Annotated in this window: 20 protein-coding genes; 7 read left to right on the top strand and 13 right to left on the bottom strand. The window is 50.0% G+C overall.

The window, feature by feature from the left end; all coding sequences use genetic code 11:
- Positions 1-45 precede the first annotated feature (45 nt).
- The 4 genes from P2H89_RS34910 to P2H89_RS34895 form a co-directional block, all read right to left on the bottom strand.
- The gene (locus P2H89_RS34910) at positions 46-1599 is read right to left on the bottom strand and encodes a carboxypeptidase (RefSeq protein WP_275836145.1); all 1554 of its coding nucleotides are present in this window, start codon (positions 1597-1599) and stop codon (positions 46-48) included.
- A gap of 118 nt (positions 1600-1717) precedes the next feature.
- On the bottom strand, positions 1718-3673 hold the full coding sequence (locus P2H89_RS34905; protein WP_275836142.1) for a sialate O-acetylesterase: 1956 nt from the start codon (positions 3671-3673) through the stop codon (positions 1718-1720).
- Between the two features lie 154 nt (positions 3674-3827).
- A complete protein-coding gene (locus P2H89_RS34900; RefSeq protein ID WP_275836140.1) occupies positions 3828-4430 on the bottom strand; it encodes a DUF4136 domain-containing protein in 603 nt (200 codons plus the stop codon).
- A gap of 109 nt (positions 4431-4539) precedes the next feature.
- Positions 4540-6675, bottom strand: a complete 2136-nt coding sequence (locus tag P2H89_RS34895; protein WP_275836138.1) for a PAS domain-containing hybrid sensor histidine kinase/response regulator — start codon at positions 6673-6675, stop codon at positions 4540-4542.
- A gap of 82 nt (positions 6676-6757) precedes the next feature.
- On the opposite strand from P2H89_RS34895, the gene P2H89_RS34890 reads away from it, so the two are divergent.
- On the top strand, positions 6758-7162 hold the full coding sequence (locus P2H89_RS34890; protein ID WP_275836136.1) for an Hpt domain-containing protein: 405 nt from the start codon (positions 6758-6760) through the stop codon (positions 7160-7162).
- Positions 7159-7854, top strand: coding sequence for a LytTR family DNA-binding domain-containing protein (locus tag P2H89_RS34885; protein WP_275836133.1), 696 nt, complete (start codon positions 7159-7161; stop codon positions 7852-7854). Before P2H89_RS34890 ends, P2H89_RS34885 begins: the two co-directional genes overlap by 4 nt.
- Positions 7855-8694: 840 nt before the next feature.
- On the opposite strand, the gene P2H89_RS34880 is transcribed toward P2H89_RS34885, so the two are convergent.
- The 3 genes from P2H89_RS34880 to P2H89_RS34870 all read right to left on the bottom strand — a co-directional run bounded on the left by P2H89_RS34880 (position 8695) and on the right by P2H89_RS34870 (position 12296).
- On the bottom strand, positions 8695-10098 hold the full coding sequence (locus P2H89_RS34880) for an MBL fold metallo-hydrolase (RefSeq protein ID WP_275836131.1): 1404 nt from the start codon (positions 10096-10098) through the stop codon (positions 8695-8697).
- Between the two features lie 106 nt (positions 10099-10204).
- Positions 10205-10690, bottom strand: coding sequence for a DUF4442 domain-containing protein (locus P2H89_RS34875; RefSeq protein WP_275836129.1), 486 nt, complete (start codon positions 10688-10690; stop codon positions 10205-10207).
- A 1-nt stretch (position 10691) separates the two neighbouring features.
- Positions 10692-12296 carry a C1 family peptidase gene (locus tag P2H89_RS34870; RefSeq protein WP_275836127.1) on the bottom strand — a complete coding sequence of 535 codons (1605 nt, stop codon included), beginning with the start codon at positions 12294-12296 and terminating at the stop codon, positions 10692-10694.
- A gap of 382 nt (positions 12297-12678) precedes the next feature.
- Between P2H89_RS34870 and P2H89_RS34865 the strand changes: the two genes are divergently transcribed.
- Positions 12679-13257, top strand: coding sequence for a hypothetical protein (locus P2H89_RS34865; protein ID WP_275836125.1), 579 nt, complete (start codon positions 12679-12681; stop codon positions 13255-13257).
- A 79-nt stretch (positions 13258-13336) separates the two neighbouring features.
- On the opposite strand, the gene lysA is transcribed toward P2H89_RS34865, so the two are convergent.
- From lysA to atpG, 3 genes are all read right to left on the bottom strand, one after another.
- Positions 13337-14551, bottom strand: coding sequence for a diaminopimelate decarboxylase (gene lysA, locus P2H89_RS34860; RefSeq protein ID WP_275836123.1), 1215 nt, complete (start codon positions 14549-14551; stop codon positions 13337-13339).
- Positions 14552-14641: 90 nt separating this feature from the next.
- Positions 14642-15754 carry an SMC-Scp complex subunit ScpB gene (scpB, locus tag P2H89_RS34855; RefSeq protein WP_275836121.1) on the bottom strand — a complete coding sequence of 371 codons (1113 nt, stop codon included), beginning with the start codon at positions 15752-15754 and terminating at the stop codon, positions 14642-14644.
- Positions 15755-15791: 37 nt separating this feature from the next.
- The gene (gene atpG / locus P2H89_RS34850) at positions 15792-16673 is read right to left on the bottom strand and encodes an ATP synthase F1 subunit gamma (protein ID WP_275836119.1); all 882 of its coding nucleotides are present in this window, start codon (positions 16671-16673) and stop codon (positions 15792-15794) included.
- A gap of 201 nt (positions 16674-16874) precedes the next feature.
- Here atpG and P2H89_RS34845 point away from each other — a divergent pair, with 201 nt between their 5' ends.
- From P2H89_RS34845 to lpxB, 4 genes are all read left to right on the top strand, one after another.
- A complete protein-coding gene (locus tag P2H89_RS34845) occupies positions 16875-17552 on the top strand; it encodes an NAD(P)H-binding protein (protein WP_275836117.1) in 678 nt (225 codons plus the stop codon).
- Positions 17553-17679: 127 nt separating this feature from the next.
- Positions 17680-18465, top strand: coding sequence for a 5'/3'-nucleotidase SurE (gene surE, locus P2H89_RS34840; protein ID WP_275836115.1), 786 nt, complete (start codon positions 17680-17682; stop codon positions 18463-18465).
- A complete protein-coding gene (locus P2H89_RS34835; RefSeq protein WP_275836113.1) occupies positions 18453-18761 on the top strand; it encodes a hypothetical protein in 309 nt (102 codons plus the stop codon). The genes surE and P2H89_RS34835 overlap by 13 nt, the downstream gene beginning before the upstream one ends.
- A 50-nt stretch (positions 18762-18811) precedes the next feature.
- A complete protein-coding gene (gene lpxB / locus P2H89_RS34830) occupies positions 18812-19936 on the top strand; it encodes a lipid-A-disaccharide synthase (RefSeq protein WP_275836111.1) in 1125 nt (374 codons plus the stop codon).
- 77 nt (positions 19937-20013) lie between these two features.
- On the opposite strand, the gene P2H89_RS34825 is transcribed toward lpxB, so the two are convergent.
- The 3 genes from P2H89_RS34825 to P2H89_RS34815 form a co-directional block, all read right to left on the bottom strand.
- Positions 20014-22992: a PQQ-dependent sugar dehydrogenase gene (locus P2H89_RS34825; protein WP_275836109.1), complete on the bottom strand. Its 2979-nt coding sequence runs from the start codon at positions 22990-22992 to the stop codon at positions 20014-20016.
- A gap of 258 nt (positions 22993-23250) precedes the next feature.
- Positions 23251-23424, bottom strand: a complete 174-nt coding sequence (locus P2H89_RS34820; RefSeq protein ID WP_275836107.1) for a DUF6728 family protein — start codon at positions 23422-23424, stop codon at positions 23251-23253.
- A gap of 57 nt (positions 23425-23481) precedes the next feature.
- Positions 23482-24843 (bottom strand): chloride channel protein, encoded by a 1362-nt coding sequence (locus P2H89_RS34815; protein WP_275836105.1) that lies wholly within the window; start codon positions 24841-24843, stop codon positions 23482-23484.
- Between the last annotated feature and the right edge of the window lie 118 nt (positions 24844-24961).

The following is a 24961-nucleotide window of genomic DNA, read 5'->3' as shown; positions in this document are numbered from 1 at the left end:
GCTCCCTAAGGGGGAGCTATTCTATAATAGGATCAATGTTCTTCTTTAATACTTCGCGGGTTCACCGGGCTTGGGCAATGATTTGCGAATGAATTCGCGGATATGCTCATTGCTGGTAGCGAGGTCTTCCTTCCGCAGGTACATCATATGCCCACTGCGGTATCCTTCCCAACTTAACCTGCCTTTCAGCCGGCCGCTCGGATCCAGTTGCCACATATCGTATTTGGCATTGAAGTAATCGCAGGCGCCATCGTAATAGCCAGACTGCACCAATACGTGGAGATAGGGATTGGCCGCCATTGCCTGGCGGAGGTTCTCTCCGGTTTGGTCGCCACTGCGATCCCAGGGATGCACGGGGCCAAACATATTGTATTTAAGATCGGTCCTATAGTTGAGGTCATTGCGCAGGTACATGTTGATGGGCGGCGTGAAGGAATGCAGCCAGGAGGTAAGTTCCGCATTGAAATCGGGTCCATCGCCTGCATCCTGACGGTCGATACCTTTGTAGCGGCTGTCCAGACGGCCTACCGTGTAGCCTTTATCGCGCAGCAGTTCTTTCCAGAAATAACCGGTAGGTACATCCAGGTTATGTTGCAGGATGATCTTTTCAGAGAGTCCTGAATAGCGGGCAAACTTTGCAGCGATCTCTTTGCGCTTTGCTTCGGGCAGGTACCCTCCGCGGGTGATGGCAGGGATCAATTCATTCACGGTAAACTCCTCCACTTCGGGCAACATGGCGGTAAGGTCTTTCTGCTGCAGATCGGTTGGCAGTGCTTTGTGGTACCAGGCCGTGGCGGCAAAATACGGCAGGCGTAATGCTGCACTGACTGGTCCGCTGCGTTCAATGCCCAGGTCGGTCGGCGACACGAGCACCACACCGTTGAAGTACATCCATTGGGAGTTTTGCAACTCCAGCGCCAATCCTGATACGCGGGTGGTGCCATAGCTTTCGCCAATAAGGTACTTGGGAGATGCCCAGCGGTTTTGCCGGGTTACAAAGGTGCCGATCCATTCTGCGAGGTATTTGATATCGGCCTTGACCCCGAAGAATTTGGATCCGGGTACATCTTTGTTGAGCGTACGGGAAAAACCGGTGTTTACAGGATCGACGTATACGATATCGGCCACATCGAGTATGGAGTGCGGATTTTCCTTGATACCATAAGGTTGCACAGGATATCCTTCATCATCGATATTCAGCAAAACAGGTCCTGTATAGGCGATGTGCATCCATACGGAGGCAGAACCGGGGCCGCCGTTGAAGGAAATGACCAGCGGGCGGGCTGCACGGTCTTTTACATCGGTGCGCTCGTAGTAGGTATAGAATACGCCGGCAATCGGTTTGCCTTCCTCATCCCATACGGGCATGGTGCCCGCTATGGCTTTGTAGGGTATACGCTGACCTTTGATCGTCACTTCGTGGGTGGTTGTCACCGAGGCATCAGGATCGAGCACATTCCTGGCCAATGTTTTCTCTTCTTTCGCGGCTGCAGCTGCAGGCGCCGGCGTTGCTGGCTTTTGCGGACCACCTTGTCTTTGCTGCGCAACGCTGGTTGCTACCAGGGCCATCATCCCTGCCGATAGCAGAATTCTTCTCATAAATGTGCTTGGTTTAGGATACATTAATGCGCAAATATTAGTGTTTGCATGCACTAAGCTGGCAAATATGTGATCATTGGTTCATTCCTGTTAAGAGTTGACCAATTTCAATACATGCTTAGTTAATTGAATACTTGACAGATTCTGTAATGCCCGTCCAGTTATCGGTACGGAATGGCACGGCTGGAAATCCATCTTTGTTGTACAGGTTCGCTTCGGGCATATCATCGGCCCAGGCATAGCGAACTGCTACGGGAGCCGCTACTTTATCGCTCCATACGATGAGCTTATCGCCGCTTACCAGCGCCTGTGCGAAATAGAACTTCTTATCAGCGCCGGCTATTTCAAATCCTTTGATGTATCCATACTTGTCTTTCACCATAAAACCCGATTGTGCATGGCTGAACGACAGTTCGATCTTATTGCCGGCGGCTTTCATCGACTGGTATAGTGGTCCGCTGTATTCGCCTTGTTTCTGGTATTGGTTGTGCAGTGCGATCGCGGCAAGGCGCTTGCCCACATCCTGTTTATTGCGGGGGTGAATGTCTTTCGATTCGCCAATATCGATGGTTACTGCCATACCGGTATTGGGGAGCGAGAGTGTATTGGTTTGCGCTTCCCTCAACTCGGCCCAGGTGCTTCCTTTCTGCGTATCGCCATTAGCTGAATTGAAGCTGGCGAGTTGTACGAAATAGAAGGGGAAATCGCCCTGGTTCCAGCGCTGACGCCAATCATTGATCATAAGGGGAAAAGATTTCCGGTATTGATAAGCCCGGCCTGCATTCGATTCGCCCTGGTACCAAATGGCGCCTTCAATGGCATAAGGAATGATCTGGTTGACCATACTATTGTACAGCAAGGTGGGGTAATTATTGGGGCCAATGGAATTGACGATGCGGATGGACTCAACACGAAAAAGCCAGTCGCCGGCCAGCGACAGCGTGCTATTGCCGACGGAGAGCTTCATATTGGCCGGATCGCCATAGATGCCTCCGCCTCCGGAATTATCGGTTACCCGGATGGCGATAACGTTTTTACCGGCTTTCAGTATTCCTGCCGGGATGGTGTATTTGCGTGCCAAATCCCACTGCGTCATGCTGCCCACTTTGGTGCCATTCACATACGTTTCGTCGATGTCATCGATGCTGGCAAGTTCGATGGTGGCCTGTTTTCCAGCCTGTGCTGCATCGAGGTTGATGGTTTTGCGGAACCACACCACGCCGTCCAGGTTTTCATACCCTTCCGCTTCCCACACATTGGGCAGTTTCATATGCGCCCAGTCTGCATCATTCAATCCTTCCGATTTCCAGGCTTCAGTATTGTTGCCCGGTTTCAAAGGTCCTTGCAGGGCTTCGATCTTCTTGGTTAGCTGCGCTCCTTTTTCCTTGATGGAGGTTTCGAGGTTGGCAAGTTTGGCATTGGCAAATAAGGTCTTAAAGTCTTCGTTCCTTTCAAATGCCTCCTTGCTGGCCCAGGTTTCTACCATCGTGCCTCCCCAGGTAGTATTGATAAGGCCAATGGGTACATTGAGCTGCTGATAAAGTTCGCGGGCAAAGAAGTAACCCACTGCCGTAAAATTGGCTACCGTTTGCGGGCTACACACTTCCCAACTGCCGCCGGGCAGGTCTTGTTGCGGTGTGGCCGCTACGGTATTGGGCACTTTGATATGCCTGATCTGCGGGAAGTTGGCATTGGCGATCTCCTGCTCTTTGTTGTTGCTGCTATTGACCGTCCATTCCATATTGGACTGGCCCGAGCATACCCATACTTCACCCACGAGTATATTGTTGAGGGCAATGTTATTCTTTCCTTTTACGGTTAGTTGCCAGGGACCACCGGCCTGTTCCGGATCGAGGGCGACCTTCCATTGGCCACTCTTATCGGCCTTCACGGTCTTTACCTGTTTATTGAACTGTACCGTGACCTTTTCATTGGGAGCCGCCCAACCCCAAACGGGTATGGGTTTGTTGCGCTGCAACACCATATTGTCACCAAATATGCGGGGCAGGCTGACGTTGGCATTCGAGATGTTGGTAATAGCCAGGATAGCAAAGCAAATGAGCGTTCTTTTCATATAGAAGTTTGGCTGATGGGAAATGTATTTTGAGTGTCTAAAATACGCCGAAACTTCCTATTCCCTATCCTACACAAAAAAAGATGCCGGCGCGCAGCTTGATCAATTGCTGTGGGCGCCGGCATCAGGTTTTTCACGAATAACCCTGAACCGTTTATTGAGTAACCACGTCGAATTTCCTGAATATAGACTTTACGCTGGCCTGTACTTCCTTCTGCGTCACGTTGCGGTTGCTTACCTCGTCGGTCGTCCAACCCTGCCAAACCGTATGGTCGGTCTTAGCGTCGACCATGGTTACGGTGAGTGTTCCTTCGCGAACAGTTACCGCATTGTCATCGTACCCCAGGAATGTTGAGGGGTAATAGATTGTACCATACCGGCGCAGGTAAGGATTGTAGAACAGGCGGCTGTAAGGCCGGGAGTAAACCGGGTTGCTTTGCTCGCGGGTCGTTTTTTCTACCAGCAGGTCGTAGCTGATGAGCACGTCGGGTTTTGTTTTGTCTTCTTTCCACCCTTGCTTTTCCAGTTCTTTGTTCACCGACAGCTGTACATGCCGGTCGAGCAGGTCGTTTTTGCGGGCTTTGTTACCAGTCGAATCATGCTTTGCATCTTTTGCTTCGCTGCTGATCCAGGCAAACGTTTTGTACCGCCCGAAATCGGCCGTATCATCTTTTTCTACATGGGCTGGTGTGGCACAACCTATCGCCAGGAGCACCGGTACAGTCAGCACCAGGGTCATATTTCTCCAGTTCTTCATATCACTTGTCTTTAACGTTTGATAAAGTTGTTTGCTCTATTATTAACGTTAAGCAGTGTAATGCAGATGGAAAAGTTTTGTGAAAGATAGGTTAGGAAAAAGTTAAGCTTCAGGCACGCTGGGCAGGTACCAGCCAGGATATCTTGGCATGGAGGTCGCCAGGGCGGAATGGCTTATGGATAAAGTCCGTAAACCCTTTCTGCATCAGGTCTTCGCGCATATTGTCATATACCGCAGCCGTAAAGGCGACGACGGGTATATCGGGATTGAGTTTCCTGATCTCGCGCAGGGCCGATGCTCCATCCATCTCGGGCATTTCGAGGTCGATGAGGAGCAGGTCGTAACTTGATTGCCGGAACTGCTCTACCGCCTCCCGTCCATTCACCGCTTCGCTTACCTGTATGCCCCATTTGGCGAGGAAGCGTTTGGCGATGGCCATATTGACCGGGTTGTCTTCCGCAATCAGCACTTTAACGCCCGGCAGCTGGCACAACTGGCCAACGTTCTCTTCATGAATATACCGTGGTCTGCTTTCGTTGACCTTCAACTCTACCGTAAAATGAAAGGCACTGCCTTTGCCTTCCTCGCTTTCCAACAGCAGGTCGCTGTTGAACATGTTCACGATCTTCTTGGTGATGGCAAGGCCCAGCCCCGTACCACCGTATTTGCGGGTGGTATTCACATCGGCCTGGGTAAAGGTGTCAAATATCTCGCGGTGTTTATTCTTCGGTATTCCAATGCCCGTATCCATCACAATGAACTGTATGGTGGCTTTGGCGCTGGAGGCAAAGAGCTTCCTCACTGCGAGGGTGATCTTGCCCGAGTGCGTGAATTTAATGGCATTCGACAACAGGTTGCTCAACACCTGGTTCAACCTTGTTTCGTCGGTAATGAACTCTGCATCGAGCCGATCGTCGATATCGGTCTTGAATTCGAGGCCCCTTGCCTTGACCTGCGAAGAGAACTGGGTGGATACCTGTTGTATGAATTTCTTGATGTTGACGGGCCCCTCGGCAAGCTCCAGCTTACCCGCTTCTATCTTGTTATAATCGAGGATGTCGTTGATGAGCATCATCATGTGCTCGGAAGAGAACTTGAGGATATCGAGGTGCGCTTTCTGGGTAGGCAGGTGTTCTTCCTGCACCAGCAGATTCGAGGCGCCGATTATGCCGTTGAGCGGCGTACGCAACTCATGGCTCATGTTGGAGAGGAACCTCGACTTCGCCTTGGCGGCCACTTCTGCTTTCTCCTTGGCCTTCATCAGTTCAAACTCGGTCATCTTTACATGCGATACGTCGAGGATACTGATCTTGGTATAACGGATGTCTTTGTAAGAAAAGGGAGCCACGCTTACATAGCCATGAAAGGTCCGCCCGGTTTGCGTAGTGAAGGCTAACTCGCCCTGCCAGCTCTGTGCGCCTTCTGCCACGGATCGTTCGATGGTACTGAACTGCCGCACATGGTCTTCATCGAACCAGCTTTTTACATCCGATCCTTCGATCTCTCTTTTCTCTTTTACGTCGAAGAGCTCCAGCGCCCGGTTGTTACAACTGGCTATGATGCCCGACTGACTGAAGAGGATAAACACACCATCGAGCGAGGTGTTGAAGATGGTATCGCCAAACTTCTTCTCCTGCAGGATGGCCACTTCATTGTCTTTGTTCACCCGTAAAATGGAATAGGAGAAAATGATCGTCATACAAAGGGAGATGACGAGATTGCTACTGTATAACCTGGTATACAGGGCATCATTGATGACCTGAACATCGTTTGTGTAAGGGGATAGTTTCAGGCAAACGAGCGAGGCGATCACCGTTATGGTATACACGATAAACAGCTCGCGCGAGTTTCGCCGGATACTTACCACAAATGTCAATACCAGAAAGTAGGGAAAATAGAACAGGTATTCGCCCGCTTTCAATCCTTCTATATAACTAATAACAATAAGGTACAGGTTGAGGTTGACGACCGCAATAATGCGTCCCGTTTCGAGTTTCTTCTTTGATCCAAAATAGAATGCGAGCAAAAAGAAATACGCCGATGTGATATTGATAAGCGCGCTGATGTACAGCTTGTGATAGAAGTAAGAGACGACGGAAAAGAAGTTTACCAGTAATGCAAGCAATATGAACTGGTTAAAACCAATGATCTTTTTCCGTTGGTCTTTGGTGATACCCTCCTGCAGACCCGAAAACACAATATCCCGGTAAATTGACCACCCCAGATATAATAATTTCTGCTTCATAGAGTTATTGGATTAGGCATTTTGGTTACACAACGGGCTAACCTGCCGGTTATGTAACGGAAAAAACGAAAATCTATTTCCCATGAGCCAATCCACCCTATCTAAGCATTTCATTTTCAATGAAAAATTAAACAGCGATTACCTGTTTAGCCTGTACGCAGATGATTATCCCTATATAGAAGAGGTGTTTTCGGTAACCCTGCAGCATTTCGATGAGGATGCTGATGCGATTCAAAACGCGTATGCAGCCGGCAGTGTGGCCGATCTCAAAAAGGGCGTTCATAAAATGAAACCGGCTTTCGGCTTCGTGGGACTTACAGATATTCAACAATGCTGCGCCGAATTTGAAGACGCCTGTGGAAGGATTGCGGAAACCGCGGAACTGAAAGCAGATTACAAACAATTGATGGCGACACTCGATGAAGGTAAACTGATACTGGAAGCAGAATACCGTAAGTTGAAGGACTTTAATGCCAATTCGCTATGAACCTCAAATGCGTCATCGTTGAAGACCTGCAGGTAGCGGCCGACTACCTGGCTAAATGCTGTGAGAAATGCGGGCAGATCGAAGTGCAGGCCCATTTCACCAATGTGCCCGATGCATTGGTGTACCTGAATCAGCATGCCGTAGACCTGCTTTTTCTCGATGTGGAAATGCCTGGGGCTACCGGCTTTGAACTGCTCGACCAACTCGCCTATTTCCCCAAAGTAGTGCTTACCACCTCCAAATCGGAATATGCTTACGACGCTTTTGAATACAAGGTGACTGACTTTCTCAAGAAGCCTTTTACCTATCAACGGTTCCTGGAGTCGTTGCAAAAGCTGACTGCCGGTGCACCGGAAGGCAATGTTGCCAACGGTACGGCCACCGACCACATCTTCATTAAAAGTGAGGGGAAGCTGGTACGGCTCAACAACGACGATATCCTGTATATCGAGAGCATGGGCGATTATGTAAAGTTCGTGACCGGCGATAAGAAGTTCATTACCCATAATACGATCAAGAACCTGGAAGAGAAGGTGAACCGTCAATGCTTCATCAAGGTACACCGGTCTTATATCATCAATATCACCAAGATCGATGATATCCGCGAGAACGATCTGTTTATCAAAGGCAACGAGATCCCCATCAGCAAAGCGCATCGTGGCGAGGTCATGAAACGGCTGAATATCATTTAAGAAATTATCTATCAACCTCTTATAGTTACCCGGCCAATACCCCCGTATTGGCCGGTTCCATTTATCGAAGAAAGGGGTCGTTTCGTCGGACTTTTGCGCCCGGAAACCTAAAAAACTTCCCCCCCTGCCTTTCCTTTTACACCTTTGTATCAGCAACAGAGCAATCGCCCGCAGGCAACAGGATCAAGGCCAGGGCACCCAAACAACCCGACCACTGCTTATAGTAAAAGATATTAATTGCGACGGTTATCTCTATACTTTTAGTTACACAAGCAAATGAAGTCCGTACAGTATGAAAACTAATGGGTAAATGCTCCAGCCTTTACTCATCTTAATCCCCCAGGATTTCATTGGAAGCAGCCGAACCTTTCCGTTCGGTTGCTTTTTTTTTGGACCTACCCAATTGGGGTGACAGGAATTAGTCTACTGAACGATAGGTTGATGCCGAAAAACGGCGTTCAGCCACTGTTTGGCGAAAAAAATAGGTGGATGTAAAAAGAATATGCATCTTTGTTTACCAAGGGCCCAGGATACATATGGGGCCTGCATTTCAAGCCTGCTTCACGGAGCAGCAACGCGATCCAACCATTTTATGAAAGGCTTGTTGAATAGAAAGTAATCTCCTCGAAGGAAAACCTGCCCCAATTTCTATGATGGCCAACTGATTCAATATTTTATGACCCTTATCTGACTCTACAGACAGATTTAAAGACGTTTGACGACCCACAGTAAAGAATTTAAAAGCTGCTCCGTGAAGCAGCTTTTTTCATTTATACACTTTGCAATATTTACTTGATTGATCTTACAGCCCCTGGCGGTCGTCTACTACGCATCGCATAGCTATCCCAGGCCAATCTCTTCATGCCTGGCAGGGATGTATACATCGCTGAATCCCTTCTTAATAAGGCGCTGCCTGAATTGTACCTGCACATCGTATTCACCATGTACCAGGAACAAGCGCTCCACCTGCCGCGGATCTTGTCCGGAAAGGAACTGGCTGAGGTCTTCATAATCACCATGAGCACTCATACTGCGAATGGAACCTATCTCTGCATGCACTTCATGACGCACGCCAAAGATGCCCACTTCCCTGGCTCCGTTCATCAGGCGGCCACCCAGTGAGGTAGGTTCGCAATAACCGGTTAGCAGTATCGTGTTACGGCTGTTCTCAATATTGTTACTGATGTGGTGCTTTACCCTACCGGCTTCGGCCATGCCGCTGGCAGATATGATGACGCAGGGCTCGTTGCGGTAGTTGAGCAGTTTCGATTGCTCAACCGTCTTCACATATTTCAAACCGGTAAAAGCAAAAGGATCACTATCGGTTTTCAATACCCGTTGTATATGCTTATTAAAGTAAGTGGGGAACTTCTTCAGTAATTCAGTCACTTCAATACTGAGGGGGCTATCGACAAAATAATCCAGCCTGGGGAGGCGGTTTTCGAGCTCCAGTTGATTTAATGCATAGAGTAACTCCTGCGTTCTTCCCACACTGAAGGCGGGCATGATGAGTTTACCTTTTTTCTGCAGGCAGGTCTTCTCGATCCAGCGCAATAGTTGGTCGGGCGTGGTTACGTGTTCATCGTGCAGGCTGTTACCATAGGTCGACTCCAGGAGTATATAATCGGCCTGTGGAAAATTGGCGGGTGATTTCAGGATCACGTCACGGAAGCGGCCTACATCGCCACTAAAGGTGAGGTGAGTGGTTTTCCCATTCTCTTTGATGCGCAGGTGTACGCAGGCGCTGCCGATGATGTGGCCTGCATCGGTATAGTACAGGTCAACATATTCATCGATCGTATGCCAATGCTCGTATTCCACCGTCACAAAAAGGCCCATGGCTTCCCAGGCATGTTCTTTGGTATACAGTGGCTCCAGGTAGGGCTGGCCTTCCAGTGCACGTTTCTTGTTGGAATATTTTACATCGCTTTCCTGGATGCCGGCCGAATCTTCCAGCAGTAAGGCAGCCAGATCTCTGGTGGCTGGTGTAGAATAGATCTTGCCGTTGAAGCCATCTTTCACCAGCTTAGGCACCAGACCGGTATGATCGATATGTGCATGCGACAGGATGAGGGTGTTCACCTCACGCGGATCGAAGCCCCATGTTTTATTGAGTTCATCGGTATCGGGGCCCATGCCCTGGAACATACCGCAATCGAGTAAGTATTTTCTTCCGTTGGAAAGCGTGAGTAAGTGTTTTGAGCCTGTAACGGTTTGTGCGGCTCCATGGAAAGCAATTTTCATTTTTTCAATTTTCGGGTTTTCAATGTTCGTCTCTTTCAGCGATTCCTCCCTTATAACAGGATGTTTCGGACAATGTTGCGTTATTGCCCCGTTAACGGTCAAATATTCATTGTTTTACTTTGAATGACCAGGTGAACAGGAACTCGGCCACCGATTCGCCCCGTTCATTGATACCCGAGCTGCGGGTGATGAGGGTTTGCCCTTCACCGGTGGCGATGGCTTTATCAATGGTTTCGCGCAAAATGTATCCATCTTCGCAGGTGAAGGTGGTGACGCCGGTTGCCTTCTTGATATAAGTAGATTCCATTTTCACGATGAGCATAGATACTGCGGGCGACCGCTTGTATACGTGCATCATGGCGAGGGCACCTGTGGAAAGTTCGGCCGCCATCGACAGACAGGCAAAATACGTGGAGCGGAAAGGGTTCTTCGTAAACCATTTATAGGGCACTGTTACCTGGCAGGTCTTTTCGTTCACCTCCATGATGCGCACACCCGAGAACCAGGCAGCCGGCAGGTTAAGTAACAGAAAGCCCCTGCTCTTCACAGGGTGCTTCATGAGTGTTATGAATGCTTGTGCGTTGGATGACATATTATTTCGTTATCTCTACAATAGCGGCCACTACCTGGTTGTCGCCACCGCCGGCGTTGAAATGCATCGTACCATTGGCCGTATTGTCGAAGCGTACATTGCGAACAAGCTTGCTCCCCAGCGCATTGTTGAGGCGTGTTGCATAATCCGACTGCGGGTTGCGGCTGATCTGCTCATTGAGTGCATACCAGTCGAGTGGTTCCTTGCTGACCACCACCGCCATTACATCGCGCTTACCGATGCTGTCGGGTGTCATGCTTTTATCTTTCGGGAACATTCGGTATCCGGTAATGCCGCAGAAAGGTGAGTATTTTGTTTTCTTAGGATCGTCCTTGCTGGGATAAGGGAACAGGGTATAACTGGTTCCGTCGGTCTCTTTACCCAATACGTAGATATAGCATTCGGTCGTATTCTTAACTTCTATTTTGAAGCGGCTGCCTGGCTGCAGCGGCGATGTAGATTCAAATACGTTGCTGCCGGTAAGCCGCAACGGCACATACCCTTTTGGCACCATCCTTTTATTTTCTTCCACCACCGTTACCAAACCGATCTCGCATTCGAATGGTTGATTGGCTGCTGCGCCCATCCTGGCCATCGGCTCCAGCCCGTATGCCTCGCGCACGTAGATCCTGAAATCGCGGTAGCGTACCCAGGCAAATCCATTGTTGCCCCATTCGGGTCCCCAGCTGTTCATAATGAGGAAAGCACCGCCGTAGCGTTTGTCATCGTAACCCACTACGCACATGGCATGGCCGCCAAAGCCCATTTGTTGCTGGTCGCCGGGTTCGGGTTCCCAGAGGTCCTGTCCCTGCATGGGCTGCATGAAACTGGGACCAACCATCATACCGATCACCACAGGCGCTCCCTGGGCCAGGTTTTCGCGGATCGCCCGCAGGTCGATGACATCGGTGCGGTCGCCCTGCGACAGCCTGTTAAAGCCCCGCATTTTGAACTGACCGGCCTCATGTATCAGCTGGGTACTGGGCGGCGTGGTACAGTCCTGGTCGGTATACGGGAATTTATCGTAGGCCACTGATCCCTGCTTGGTCATAAATTCCATGGCCCGGATGATGTAGGAGCCCTGGCAGCCTTGCAGGCCGATCTGGTTGTACAGAAAGGCCGGGCTAAAGCGCAATGCGTTGCCCGATTCGCCCGAACGGGCCGATTCAAGGATGGTGCGCGCACCATAAGCACTGCTCCAGGCCACACAACTGCCTTGCTCACCCTGGTTGCCTACTGCAGGCGCATACTTCTGCAGGTTGGCACTTTCGGGCAATGGATTTTTGGTATCGTCTTCGGCCAGCGGCTCGTAGATATTCGCTTTCTCAAACTGTCGCGGATCGAGGAAACCGCCTGTGGCCAATTGGGCTATCTGGCCCAGGTTGCAGCCACCGCCTCCCCTGCCCAGCAGGAAATAGCCGCCCACACCGATCACGAGCAGCAACAGGATGCCTTTGCCCCTGAAAAGACCCAACAACAGGGGTAGTAAACCGATGAGCCCTCCACCACCTCCCCCACCGGGAAAGTTGGAGCGACCGCCACCACCACCACTGTCATTACCATTATCTTGCTGATCCTGTGGATCATCGACCATACGAATAGGCATAGGAATCAATTTTTGGTTCTATACTAAATGTACCAAGATTTCAGAAAAGCCACATGAAGAAAATAACAAATAAGAGATGGTAACACATTGAACGTTACACAAGTGAGGCAAAACACCCTAGCCAACGCCTTTAAATCAAAAAAGGACAACACCAAAAATGATGCTGCCCTTTTGAAAACCCAGCAGTAAAGATCATTGTGCAGGTAACACGTTATGCAGGTATATACGAAGCTGCTCAGTATTCAGATTTAGGTGGTGCATTTATTAACGTCAGATACAATATGTATCGCTGATTTTTACCACATCGTGGTATTTCCCGGCTACCCCAATGAGGCTAACTTGCCGACTCATTGCACCACCATATAACCTTAAAAAACGCATCATGGCGCTAAAGAAGAAAACACCCAAAAAAGCAGTCCGGAAAGCCCCTCCTGCCAGGGCTGCTGTAGCAAAGAAAACCACAAAACCCGCCGCTAAATCCGCCAAACCAATTTCAATAGGCAGAAAGTCAGGTACTCATGTAGTGTATGTCGACTCAAGGGCTTTTTTCCCCGCCGATAGTTCTTTGGGCTATATCGATCATTTCCAGGAAGGCCGCCAAACCAATGTGGAAGGCACCGCCCTGGTAGCCGCGCTCATCTTACCGGTAAACGCTGTGCTCAAATCGGTAACGGTATATTACAAGAATACAGGCATGAGGGATATGCAATTCTTCATCCTGAAGAAAAGCATCGACCACCATTGCCCCAGTGGCGAGGTGGAAGTGACCATCGACTTTTTACCGCCCGCCACCCTGGCGCCGGACAATTTTGTAGCCAAATTCATCGACCATTTCGATGCAGGCGGTCTCATCAAAGACAATTACCTCTACTTTATGGAAGTGTATGGAACCGGTAAACCCACGGAAGAGGATGTACGCTTGTTGCGGGGTGCACGGATAGAATACACGTATCTCGGATAGGGAAAGTATGAACCATGAAAAAGCAAAACGGGTCTTGTGAAGACCCGTTTTTTATTGCAGTAGCTAAATGGCTGAATAGTTATAGTACTTCGATCTGGTTGCGCAGCAGGTCGTTGAACTCATCGCGCTTGCGGACAAGGTGTGCTTTGCCATCGATCACCATCACTTCGGCCGGCTTGAAGCGGGAATTGAAGTTGGAAGACATTTCGAAGCCATAGGCGCCCGCATTGCGGAACACGAGATAATCCCCTTCACGCACTTCACTCAATGTACGATCCCAGGCAAAGGTGTCAGTTTCGCAGATATTACCTACCACGGAGTATTTCTTCTTAGGTCCGTCGGGATTGCTGATGTTCTCGATGTGGTGATAAGCGTCGTAGAACATGGGGCGTATCAGGTGGTTAAAACCGCTGTCCACACTTACGAAGGTAGCGGCAGAAGTTTCTTTGATTACGTTTACCTGTGTTACGAAATAACCGCATTCGCTCACGAGGAACTTACCGGGCTCAAACCAAACCTGCAGGTGCCTGCCACCGGGATTGGGATGGGCCGCAAAGGCTTCATTCACTTTTTCGGCGAGCAGGTTGATATCGGTTTCCACATCGCCATCTTTGTAAGGCACTTTGAATCCACCACCGAGGTCGATGAACTCGAGTTCCTTGAAATGAGGTATGATGTTGAACAGCACTTCAATGCCTTTCACGAACACGTCTACATCCTTGATCTCGCTACCGGTATGGATATGCAGGTCGCTGATGCGAAGGTTATGCTTTTTAACGAGGGCCAGTACCTGGTCGATCTGGTCGACGGGAATACCGAACTTGCTCTTATCGTGACCGGTAGATATCTTGAGGTTACCGCCTGCCATGATATTGGGGCGAAGGCGCAGGCCTACAGGATAACTGTGACCGTATTGCTGACCAAATTTGTCGAGATTGGAAAGGCTGTCTATATTGATGATGATGCCCAGTTCCTTCGCTTCGGCGATCTCGCTGAAAGAGATACCGTTGGAGGTATACAGGATTCGCTCCGGAGGAAATCCGGCATGAAGTGCCAGCTTCGCTTCGTTGATGGAGCTGCAATCTACATTGGCGCCCAATGAGCAGATGTATTTGAGTACATTGATATTGGTGAGTGCCTTGCAGGCGTAGAAGAAAACCGTATCGCTTTTGCTGAAAGCGGTCTTCAGCTTGAGGTATTGTTCTTTGATCTTTTCGGCATGGTATACGTACAGGGGGGTGCCGAACTCGCCGGCCAGTTGGGCTACATACTCTTTGGTCAGGTGGTGTGACATAGTTCGCGAATATACTGGTAAAAAAAATGTCACAGCAGCAGCTGTGACATTTGTATCTCAAAAAACTATATCTCAAATGAATCGGTGCGGTTATTTGCGGCCGTCCTTATCATCGTCGTTATCATCATCCTCATCACCGGCATCTTCAGCATCCTCTTCCTCGTCGTCCTCATCAGTCTCTTCGTCGTCTTCGTCGTCTTCGTCGCCTTCACCATCTTCGTCGTCGCTCTCCTCTTCGTCTTCTCCTTCTTCCTCTTCATCCTGGCCTGCTTCATTATCCTCGTCTTCATCAGACTCTTCTACTTCCTCTTCATCTTCCTCCTCGGCTTCGTCTTCTCCGTCTTCGTCGCTTTCTTCTTCTTCATTATCCCCTTCTTCTATATCTTGCCCTGATTCATCTTCTTCACTTTCATCAGCAGTAGCTTCTGCTTCCTCATCAATCTCTTCGTCTTCCGCCGCGTTTTCACCCTCCTGGTTTTCACTTTCGTACGCTACCGTAGTTCCATTGATGTAGGGGGTGGTTTCAATACCCTGGATCAATTCACCATTCTCTCCCACCGCCAGGATGGCTTCTTCGCCACCTGCAACTTCAGCATCCTCACCGGCATGCTGCTGCGCAATGGCTTCGGTTACGTTAGTAGCGTTGACGATCGTTTCATCAAATACCTCCTTCAGCTTGGGCAGGTCTTCGGCAGTGTTGATGCCGAAATAGTCCATGAAGTTCTTGGAGGTACCATATACAAGCGGATGACCGGGCAATGCTTCATTGCGGCCGGTGATCACGATCAGTTCTTTTTCAAGCAGCTTTTGAATGGCGTAATCACTGCTTACACCCCGTATGGCTTCAATCTCTGCTTTGGTAACAGGTTGCTTATAAGCTATGATGGAGAGGGCCTCCAGCGCTGCTGACGAAAGTCGTTTCAGGAACTTTTCGCCGTTGAGCTGGGCAACCGTTTTATGAAAATCTCTCTTGGTAAGGAATTGCCAGCCACCGCCGCTTTCCTTTACTTCGAATGGATAGAACTCTGATCTATACTTTTCCACGATCCCTTCCAGCGCGGATTCAACCTGGTCGAGTACGATCTTATCTTCCATAAACCCAAAGGCATTGTTGATCAGATCGGTCAGTTCCAATCCGGTCAAAGGTTTATCGCTGGCAAAGATGAGGGCCTCGATATGTGGTATAAGATGTCCTATTTCCATAGTGGCAGTTTATGGACGCAATAAACAAAAACCGGTATTATCCCTGCAGGGCGGCGGCACCGCTCACGATTTCCGTAAGCTCGGTAGTGATCGCGGCCTGACGGGCACGGTTGTAAGAGATCTTCAGGTTCTTTAATAACTCATTGGCGTTCTCCGTCGCCTTATCCATGGCTGTCATACGCGCACCATGCTCGGAAGCATGAGCGTCGAGTACTGCCTTGAACAGCTGCGTGTTCAGGATCTTCGGCATCAGTTCGGCAATGAGCTCCTGTTGAGAAGGTTCGAAGATGAAATCACTCTTCTTGGCGCCTTCCTTGGCCTGCACTTTGGGGATAGGCAGAAAACGCTCGAGGGTAAACTGCTGGGTGGCAGCGTTCTTGAACTCGCTGTACACCAGTTCTACCACATCAAACTGACCGTTTTCGAATGCTTTTACAGCAGCCTGCGCACAAGCCTGTACGTTTTCGAAGGTGAGATGGAGGAAAATGTCTTTATAAGTCTCGTCGGCGTTGAACTTGTTCTTGGAGAAATGTTCAAATCCTTTTTTACCAATGTTCCAGATATGCACGTTGCCCTTGGCAGCCTGTGCAGCATATTTCTCGTTGATGGTTGCTTTCGCCAGCTTGATGACATTGGCGTTGTAAGCACCGCTCAATCCACGGTCGCTGGTGATCACGATCAGCAATACTTTTTCAACCGGTCTTTCCACAGCCAGATTGATACCCACTTCACCATCAGCACTGCTTACGATATTGCTCAATACTTCCTGCAGTTTGCGGGCATAAGGGCGCATCTGGATGATAGCGTCCTGGGCTTTACGCAATTTGGCGGCACTCACCATTTTCATTGCCTTGGTGATCTGCTGCGTATTCTGTACCGATTTGATCCTGTTACGTACTTCTTTTAATTGGCCTGCCATGTATGGAGGGTTGAAAAGTTTGCTATTAAAAATGGTTTCCCGGAGGAAACGTACCCTTTTTTAATCGGCGGCAAAGGTAGCGCATAGCGTCCGGATTTCCATCCCGCTGTGGAAAAATCCGGCCTGCCGGGCCCAAAATGCGGGGCAGGCTTGAAAACCAATCCTACCCCGCATTTCGTATACTTAATAAACCGAATTGCCGTGAAGGAGATTTTCATAACCGGTGGTACCGGATATATTGGAAAAAGGCTGATCAAAGCCTTGCTGAAAGAAGGCGACTTTCACGTTAAAGCGTTGATCCGCAAGCAATCAGCCCACAAACTGCCGCCTGGCTGCGAGGCCGTGATCGGTAATGCCCTGGACGCGGCTACCTACCAACACCTGGTGCCGGAGCACTGCATTTTCATTCACCTGGTAGGTGTTCCCCACCCCTCTCCCCGCAAAAAAGAAGCTTTCCGGGCCATCGACGGCGTCTCTATCCGCGAAGCCGCCCTCGCCGCTTCCCTGGCTCATGTGCAGCATTTTATTTATATGAGTGTGAGCCAATACCCCAGCCAGCTCATGAAAGAATATCAGCTCGTGCGCGCCATGGGCGAAAAACTAATTACCCACACCTGCATTCCCAGTACCATCATCAGGCCCTGGTATGTTCTGGGACCGGGGCATTGGTGGCCCGTTCTGTTGCTGCCCTTCTACGGCCTCGCATCGCTTTTTCCCGCCAGCCGCAACCAGGCACGCGAACAGGGCCTGGTGACCATCGGCCAAATGATCAATGCACTGATCTATGCTGTCCACAACACGGCAGAGGGTTCTGTGATCTATACTGTGCCCGACATCCGGCAGATCGCTTCGCAACCGCTGCACTGGCAGCCTGCCTGAACTGCACACAACTTGTTCCTGCCCGTAATACTGCCGAAAGTTATCCTTAACCCATCAGGCGTGCTAACGCTTTCTTTTTGTGCTGATAGAAATATTTAGCACTTTTGTTCCCTGTTCAAAATTCAATATGGCCAAAGCGAAGAAAAAAGACGAACCTGTTATCCTGGTCACCAACGACGATGGCGTTACCGCCCCTGGTATACGCAACCTGGTGGAAGCTGTTAAAGATCTCGGTAAGATTGTGGTAGTAGCCCCCGACAAACCCCAATCGGGCATGGGACATGCCATCACCATCGGCCAGCCCCTCCGCCTCACCCCAGTTCAATATTTTGAAGGCATAGAAGCTTACCAGTGTACCGGCACTCCGGTAGATTGTGTAAAGCTGGCGGTCGATAAGGTACTGCACCGCAAGCCCGATCTCTGTATCAGCGGCATCAACCATGGCGCCAACCATTCCATCAATGTCATTTACTCCGGCACCATGTCGGCCGCTGTGGAAGCTGCCATCGAAAGCATCCCTTCCATCGGCTTCTCCCTGCTCGACCATAGCATTGAAGCCAATTTCGATGCCGCGCGCAAATATGCCCGCATCATCGTGGAGCAGATGCTGAAACGCAAGGCCGACAAGCATACCGTGCTCAATGTGAACTTCCCGGCAGTAGAAGAAAAACTCATCAAGGGTATCCGTATCTGCCGCCAGGCATATGCCAAATACGAGGAAGACTTCCTGGAGCGCAAGGACCCCAATGGCAGAAAATACTACTGGCTCACCGGCGAGTTCGTCAATTTCGATAAAGGGAAGGACACCGATGTATGGGCGTTGGAAAATAATTACGTGAGTGTGGTACCCGTACAATTTGATCTGACGAATTACGTTCTTAAGGACAAACTGCAAAAAATGTGGAAATTCTAATGCTCAAAAAAGACAACCTCCGCTTTGGCATCTTACTCGGCTTTATAGCGCCCTTACTCAGCCTGGTGATCTATTACTACGCCAAGTTTTATCCGCTGTATACCGTTAACGATTTCCTAACATTCGTTGCGCAGAACAAGAACCAGGTGACCGCCATATCGGTACCCTGCCTCATTGCAAACATCGCGCTCTTCACTATTTACATCAATACCCGGCGCGATAAAACAGCTAAAGGCATCTTTGCCATTACGCTGGTTTACGCCATTGCCGCTATGCTCCTGAAGTTTTCGTTGTAAACCGCATCCGTGACTTTTAGTTACATTGCAGCCGAAACCTTAGGAATAGCATGCGTTATTACATTATAGCCGGGGAAGCTTCGGGAGATCTGCACGGAAGTAATCTCATCAAGGAATTGAAAAAGCTCGACACCACTGCCACCATCCGGTGCTGGGGCGGCGATCTTATGCAGGCCGCCGGCGGCGAGCTCGTGAAACACTACCGCGACCTCGCGTTCATGGGATTTATTGAAGTGGTCATGAACCTGGGCACCATCCTGCGCAACCTCAAATTGTGTAAAGAGGATATCCTCGCTTCCAAACCCGATACGCTTATCCTGATCGACTATCCCGGTTTCAACCTCCGCATTGCCGAATGGGCCAAAGAACAGGGTATTACCGTTATTTATTATATCTCCCCCCAGGTATGGGCCTGGAAAGAGAACCGTGTAAAGAAGATGAAACAATGCATCGACAAGATGCTGGTGATCCTCCCTTTCGAAAAAGACTACTACCACGATAAATGGAACTGGGAGGTGGAATATGTTGGCCACCCGCTGGTGGAAGTAGTGACCGAACGCCAGAACACCCCTGCCCCAGTAGACCTTACCGGTAGCGGTAAGTCCATCGTGGCCTTGTTGCCAGGCAGCAGAAAACAGGAGATCCTGAAAAAACTGCCCATCATGCTCGAAGTAAGCAAGGAATTTCCCGCCCTGCAGTTTGTGGTGGCCAAGGCGCCCGGACAGGAAGACGCCTTCTACGAAGGACTGCTGGCTGGTTACCCGAATGTATCGGCCGTGAGCGGCAAAACCTACAACCTGCTGATGCAATCGACGGCAGCCTTGGTGACCTCCGGCACCGCCACCCTCGAAACTGCCCTCTTCGGCGTTCCCGAAGTTGTATGTTACAAAGGCAGCAATATCTCCTACCAGATCGCCAAAAGGCTCATCAAAGTGAAATACATCTCGCTGGTAAACCTGATCATGGACAAACTGGTAGTAAAGGAACTGATCCAGAACGACCTTACTGCCGCCAACCTGAAACTGGAACTAAATGAACTGCTGAACAACCCCCAACGCCGCCAGCAATTACAACACGACTACACGCAACTGAAAGCATTGCTGAGCCAGGGTGGCCACGCATCGGCCAAGGCAGCCGCCAGCATTGTACAATATTTACAAGATCATAAGAACTGAAAGGGCCACGCGCCGGCATAAAAAAGAAAGCGGATCAGCCGAAGCTGATCCGCTTTTCGTTTATAGCATAGGGTCGTTTATTGCACCAGCAATTTCTTCACTACCACTTGGCCTCCCTGAATTACTTTCAGGTAATAAGTGCCTGCCGCCACTCCTTTGAGCGGCAAACTCATGGTTTGTCCGGCCGCGGTCATCCTTTGTTGCTGCAACACCTTGCCATCGGGTGTTATCAACTGCACTTCGGCCACCCCTACGGCCTGCGTGAACACCAACTGCACCTGCCTGTTCACATCTACCGGATTGGGTACGATGATATAATCAAAATCAACGCCACCACTCAACCGGCCATTCCGGATGGCCGAATACGTTGAGCGGCCATCGAGGTCATCTTCCCGGATCCGGTATTGGTAAAGCGTATTGGCCTGTACCTCCTTATCGGCATACTGATAGCGATCGGTACCGGTGGCGTCGAAGAAGGCGATGGTTTCGAAGGCGCCTGCACCCGATCTACGCCTTTCTACGGCATATCCTTTTACATGGCTTTCCTGCTCCACTTTCCAATTCAGCTGCAACTGGGCATTAACGGGGCGCACCGTAAATTCGGAGAATATCACCGGCAGGGCCGATTCGAGGGTATACATGGAAGTCACAGGGATCACCTGCTTGAACACGCGCGGGCCACTCCACTGCAGGTTGATCGTTGAAGTGTCGTAATAGCCTGCCCAATACTGGATGCGAACCTTGTATTTGGAACCGGCGGTAAGGTTCACAACTGCCTTATCGCCGCCGATAGAACCGCCCGGATTCCTGTCGATCAGCATGGCGTCATTGAAGAACAGTTCCGCATGACTCTTATTATTATCCAGGTAGATAGTGTACGCACCGCTTGTTCTTGGCTGCACGTACCCTTCCCAAACCACGGTAAAATTATTCTGGCTCATGCCTGGTCCGGGCGATTCAGGCCAGGAGAAATTGATGGCCGGGTCGATACGCGTGAGCGTAACGGGTCCGGTAAAGCTGGTAGAGTTCGTACGATACTCGCCTTTCAATCCCTCACCGGCAAACACGAAGCTTTTGTGGTACAATGCCGTAATTGTGGTATCCGCATTGGGTGTAACGATATTGAGTGCGGGATAGGTATTGCCATTACCCCATCCTACAAAAGTAAACAGGGTATCATTCACCGTGTAGGTAGCCTGCGCATTGATGCTGCGGCTTACCCCCTTCACACTCAATTTGTCGGTTTGCGGTTCGGAAATGGTACCATCCAGGTTAATCGGAATGGCAGCCAGCCGACCATTCACCATCGAACGTATGCGCAACGTCACCTTTTCCGGATATACTTCACGATATACCGTTGCTTTCAACCCAAGACTGTTCTCGGCCGTGAGGTAAATACGGTACCATACCGTGTCCGACACTTCAATATTACCCGGCAGGAAATAAGAACCACTGGCCACATTGCCGGGCGTTGCATCCAGACCCGGGTGGTAATGGGTATCGTGGTGGAAATCGATCTTCCAGGTTAATTTATTGGCAGGAAGGAGGCCGTCTACGTCATCCGTTGCCATTCCACTATACTGCATTGTTGAATTGGCCACATAAGTAATGCCGGCAACGGGCAGGTTAATGAGCGGCACTGGTGGCAGCCTGGAGGTTACCCGTAGTACCGCCGGCTGACTGATCGCTTGTCCAAAACCATTGGTCACTTTGCAGGTGATCAGCGCACCGCTATCCGTCAACACTACATTCGGCAAAACAACCGACGATGAATCGGAGTCCGGGATCGGCGTTCCATCTTTCATCCACTCATAAGTAAGTCCAAGACCGTTGGCAAGTACGGAGAACGAAGCTGTGCCGCCAACTGATACAATGGTCGTTTGCGGTTGCGCTCCTATCACTGGGGCCAGCGAACCGGTATACGTCACTTTCCACAGGATGCCATCCACATCTTCTTCGCCCGAGTGCGGAGTGCCGCCACGATCGAGGTAGTAGAACTCACCACTGGGTTTTACGGCAAAGGCCACCGGGCGTTTAAGGCCCGAACCGAATGTACCCATTACCTGATAGCTATCGGGGTCCATTACTTTAATAGTGGCGTTGCAATAATCGCCGTAGAAGAACTTGTTTACATATTCGGCCGGGAAGGAAGGGTTGGCCGGCGCATAAAACACGCCACCTACAATAGCGCAACCTTCGTCATGATCGTAATACAGGATCGGATTCTGATAGTTATCGGGGGGTGTTGTACCCGACTGGATAGGGCCTTCTATAGTCAGCCAGCCATAATTCCCTTTTGGTTTAATATCATTGATCTCTTCGTAGGTGTTTTGTCCCACATCACAAACCAGGTAGCGGCCGGTAACCGGGTGAATGTCGGCCGCATAAGGATTGCGAAGACCCAATGCGTAGATATAACGCAGGTTGCCGGTTAGGTCATTGTAGAAGGGATTGTCGGTAGGAATGGACCCATCCTTGTTCATCCGTAATATTTTGCCGAGCTGGCTTTGGAAGTCCTGCGCGAGGATAGGATGGCTCGACTCGCCGGTGGTCACATACAGCTTACCGTCTTTCCCAAAGTTCATGGCTCCGCCCGTATGTATGGGGCCAACCATATCCTGCAGGGTCGTGAGCACAAACTCGTTACCCAAGGTGTAAGTAGCAGGATCAAACGTAAAACGGCTGATCCTGTTGGCGGCAGAGATCGTTCTGCTACCCCTCACCGTGAAATAAAGATAAACGTAATGGTTGGTCGAAAAGTCGGGATCGATGCAAACATGCGTCAATCCTTTTTCACCATCCGTAAAAATAACCGACGCCAGATCGAGTAAGGGCGATGTGCGCAGCAAATCATTTTCGACCACGAACACTTTACCGGTTTTATCCGTAATGAACAGGTACTGCCCATCGGGCGAAAATTTCATATCGGTGGGATTGAGGCCAGTGGCCAGCTGCGTTGCCTGAAAGCCGGCGGGAAACGATTGAGCCTTTAACCGGCCACCGGCAATACATAGCATACCCATTAATACAAACAGGCATTTGTAGAAAGTTTTCATGTAGAATACTATTTAAAAGTGCTTAGTGTAGTGGGTTCACCGGGAACGACCAGGTGTGTGGAGTTTCAGCAGACATAGATTGTACAGGACTTTTAATACAGAGGATATCAGAACGTATGGGTATACGACTTTAAGGGGTGAGGCAAATGTAAATGAAAATGTGAAAGAAGCGTACTTCGTTTAGATTAAAATGTTAGATAGCAAATCAGGTGCCACAGTGAGGCACACATTAAAACGAGATTAAAAACAACTGCTGAACTAATGTTTTTTCAGGATGAACAGCTTAAGTATTATGACGATCAATGCTACGATGAACATGAAGAGGGAGATGCGATTAATACCATGCATGTATTTCATCCACTGGGTATGTGGAGCTTTAGGATCTCTTTTCCTGATAAAGAAGTACTCGGCCAGTTGTCGCAGAACGCCCATGATCGATGCTGTTTTATAAGGCAAATTTACGACAATCCCGACAACTGCCCTTTCCTCTTAACTGGCCGGCAACGGTTCATGTGTAAGCTCTTTCTTGTATATATGTTTGAGGTGATCATAAAATGAATGGCGGTCGACGAGGAAGGATACGAGGCTCGATACCATACCGGCCAGCATGAGGTGGAAGATCACATTGTGGCGATCGGTCATTTCAAGTACCAGGATAAATGAAGTAAAAGGCGTGCGGGTTACCCCCGTAAGGAAGGCGACCATGCCCGCCAGTATCACTACGTTCATATTGCCGTCTGTTAAATGAAACCAGCCGCCCACGACCGATCCTACGCCGGCGCCTGCCCCCAGCGCCGGAGCGAATACCCCACCGGCGCCACCTGTCGTGAACGACAATATGGAACCCGCTATCCGGAACACGGGTACATACCAGGGCAGTTCTTTATCGCCGGTGAACAGGGTGTGAGTCATGAGCTCTTTACCCGAGCCAAACATGCGCTCGTCGAAATAAACACCTATCACGGCAATGATGAGTGCACAGATGATCGTGTACAGGATATGTCTCGACCTGCTCTTGAAACCTTTCACCCAGGCCAGCACCCAAAGGATCACCTTGGCCATGCCGGCACCTGAAAGTCCGGCCAGGATGGCCACCATGATCACGATAAAAAAGAGGGAATGCGAGAGGTTACTCACTTCCGGGTAACCAAGATAAAGATAAGGCCCCAGCAGGGCCTGAGCGGTTAAACCGGCAAGGATCACCGAGGTGAAGAGCGCTGTTTTAAAATAGCTGATATGGGTGCGCGTCAATTCTTCAACGGCGAAAACCAGTCCGCCGAGTGGTGTATTGAAGGCCGCCGCCAAACCAGCCGCTGCTCCGGCCTTGATCATATTGCGCCGTGATATTTTGGGCCACCAGGCGGGCAACCATTGATTCACTTTTCTAAACACGGAGCCTGCAATCTGAATGGTGGGCCCTTCCCGGCCTACTACTGCGCCACCCAGCACCATGATGAGGCTTGATACGATCTTGACAACTATGATACGCAAGCTGAGCAATGCCTTCACCCTATCGTTGGTGATCGGGTTCGTGAGTTCAACGGCTGCTATCACCTGCGGAATACCGCTTCCCCGGGCATAGGGTGCAAACCAGGCAACGAGCCACCAGGCCAGCAGAAAGCAGGCGGGTGTTGCGATCAGCATCAACCAGCCGTGGTGATGGATCACCCAGGCAGCGCCATTCTCGGCCCAGCCAAACAATACGGCATAACAAACGGCGATCAGACCCGTAATGAGCGAAGCGATCCAGAAGGGAATAGCCTGTAACAGGTTTCTTTTAAGGGTTTCATTGTTGATCCTGTCGAATAGCGTTTTCAGTATGCCACGTACTCTTACAAACATTTGCTTCATAGATACAAGTATAAACCAGGTGCAAACCCCGGTCATACATGCAGATGCCTGGTTTGAGATCAGCCGGATAAAAAGAATGGGACCGCAAAGTCAGGGAAGGAGATTAAAACGGGATTAG

The organism is Paraflavitalea sp. CAU 1676 (assembly GCF_029223285.1).
Taxonomy (GTDB): Bacteria; Bacteroidota; Bacteroidia; order Chitinophagales; family Chitinophagaceae; genus Paraflavitalea.
Note: the sequence above shows the minus strand (reverse complement) of the source record. Positions and strands in the feature narration are given on the sequence as shown.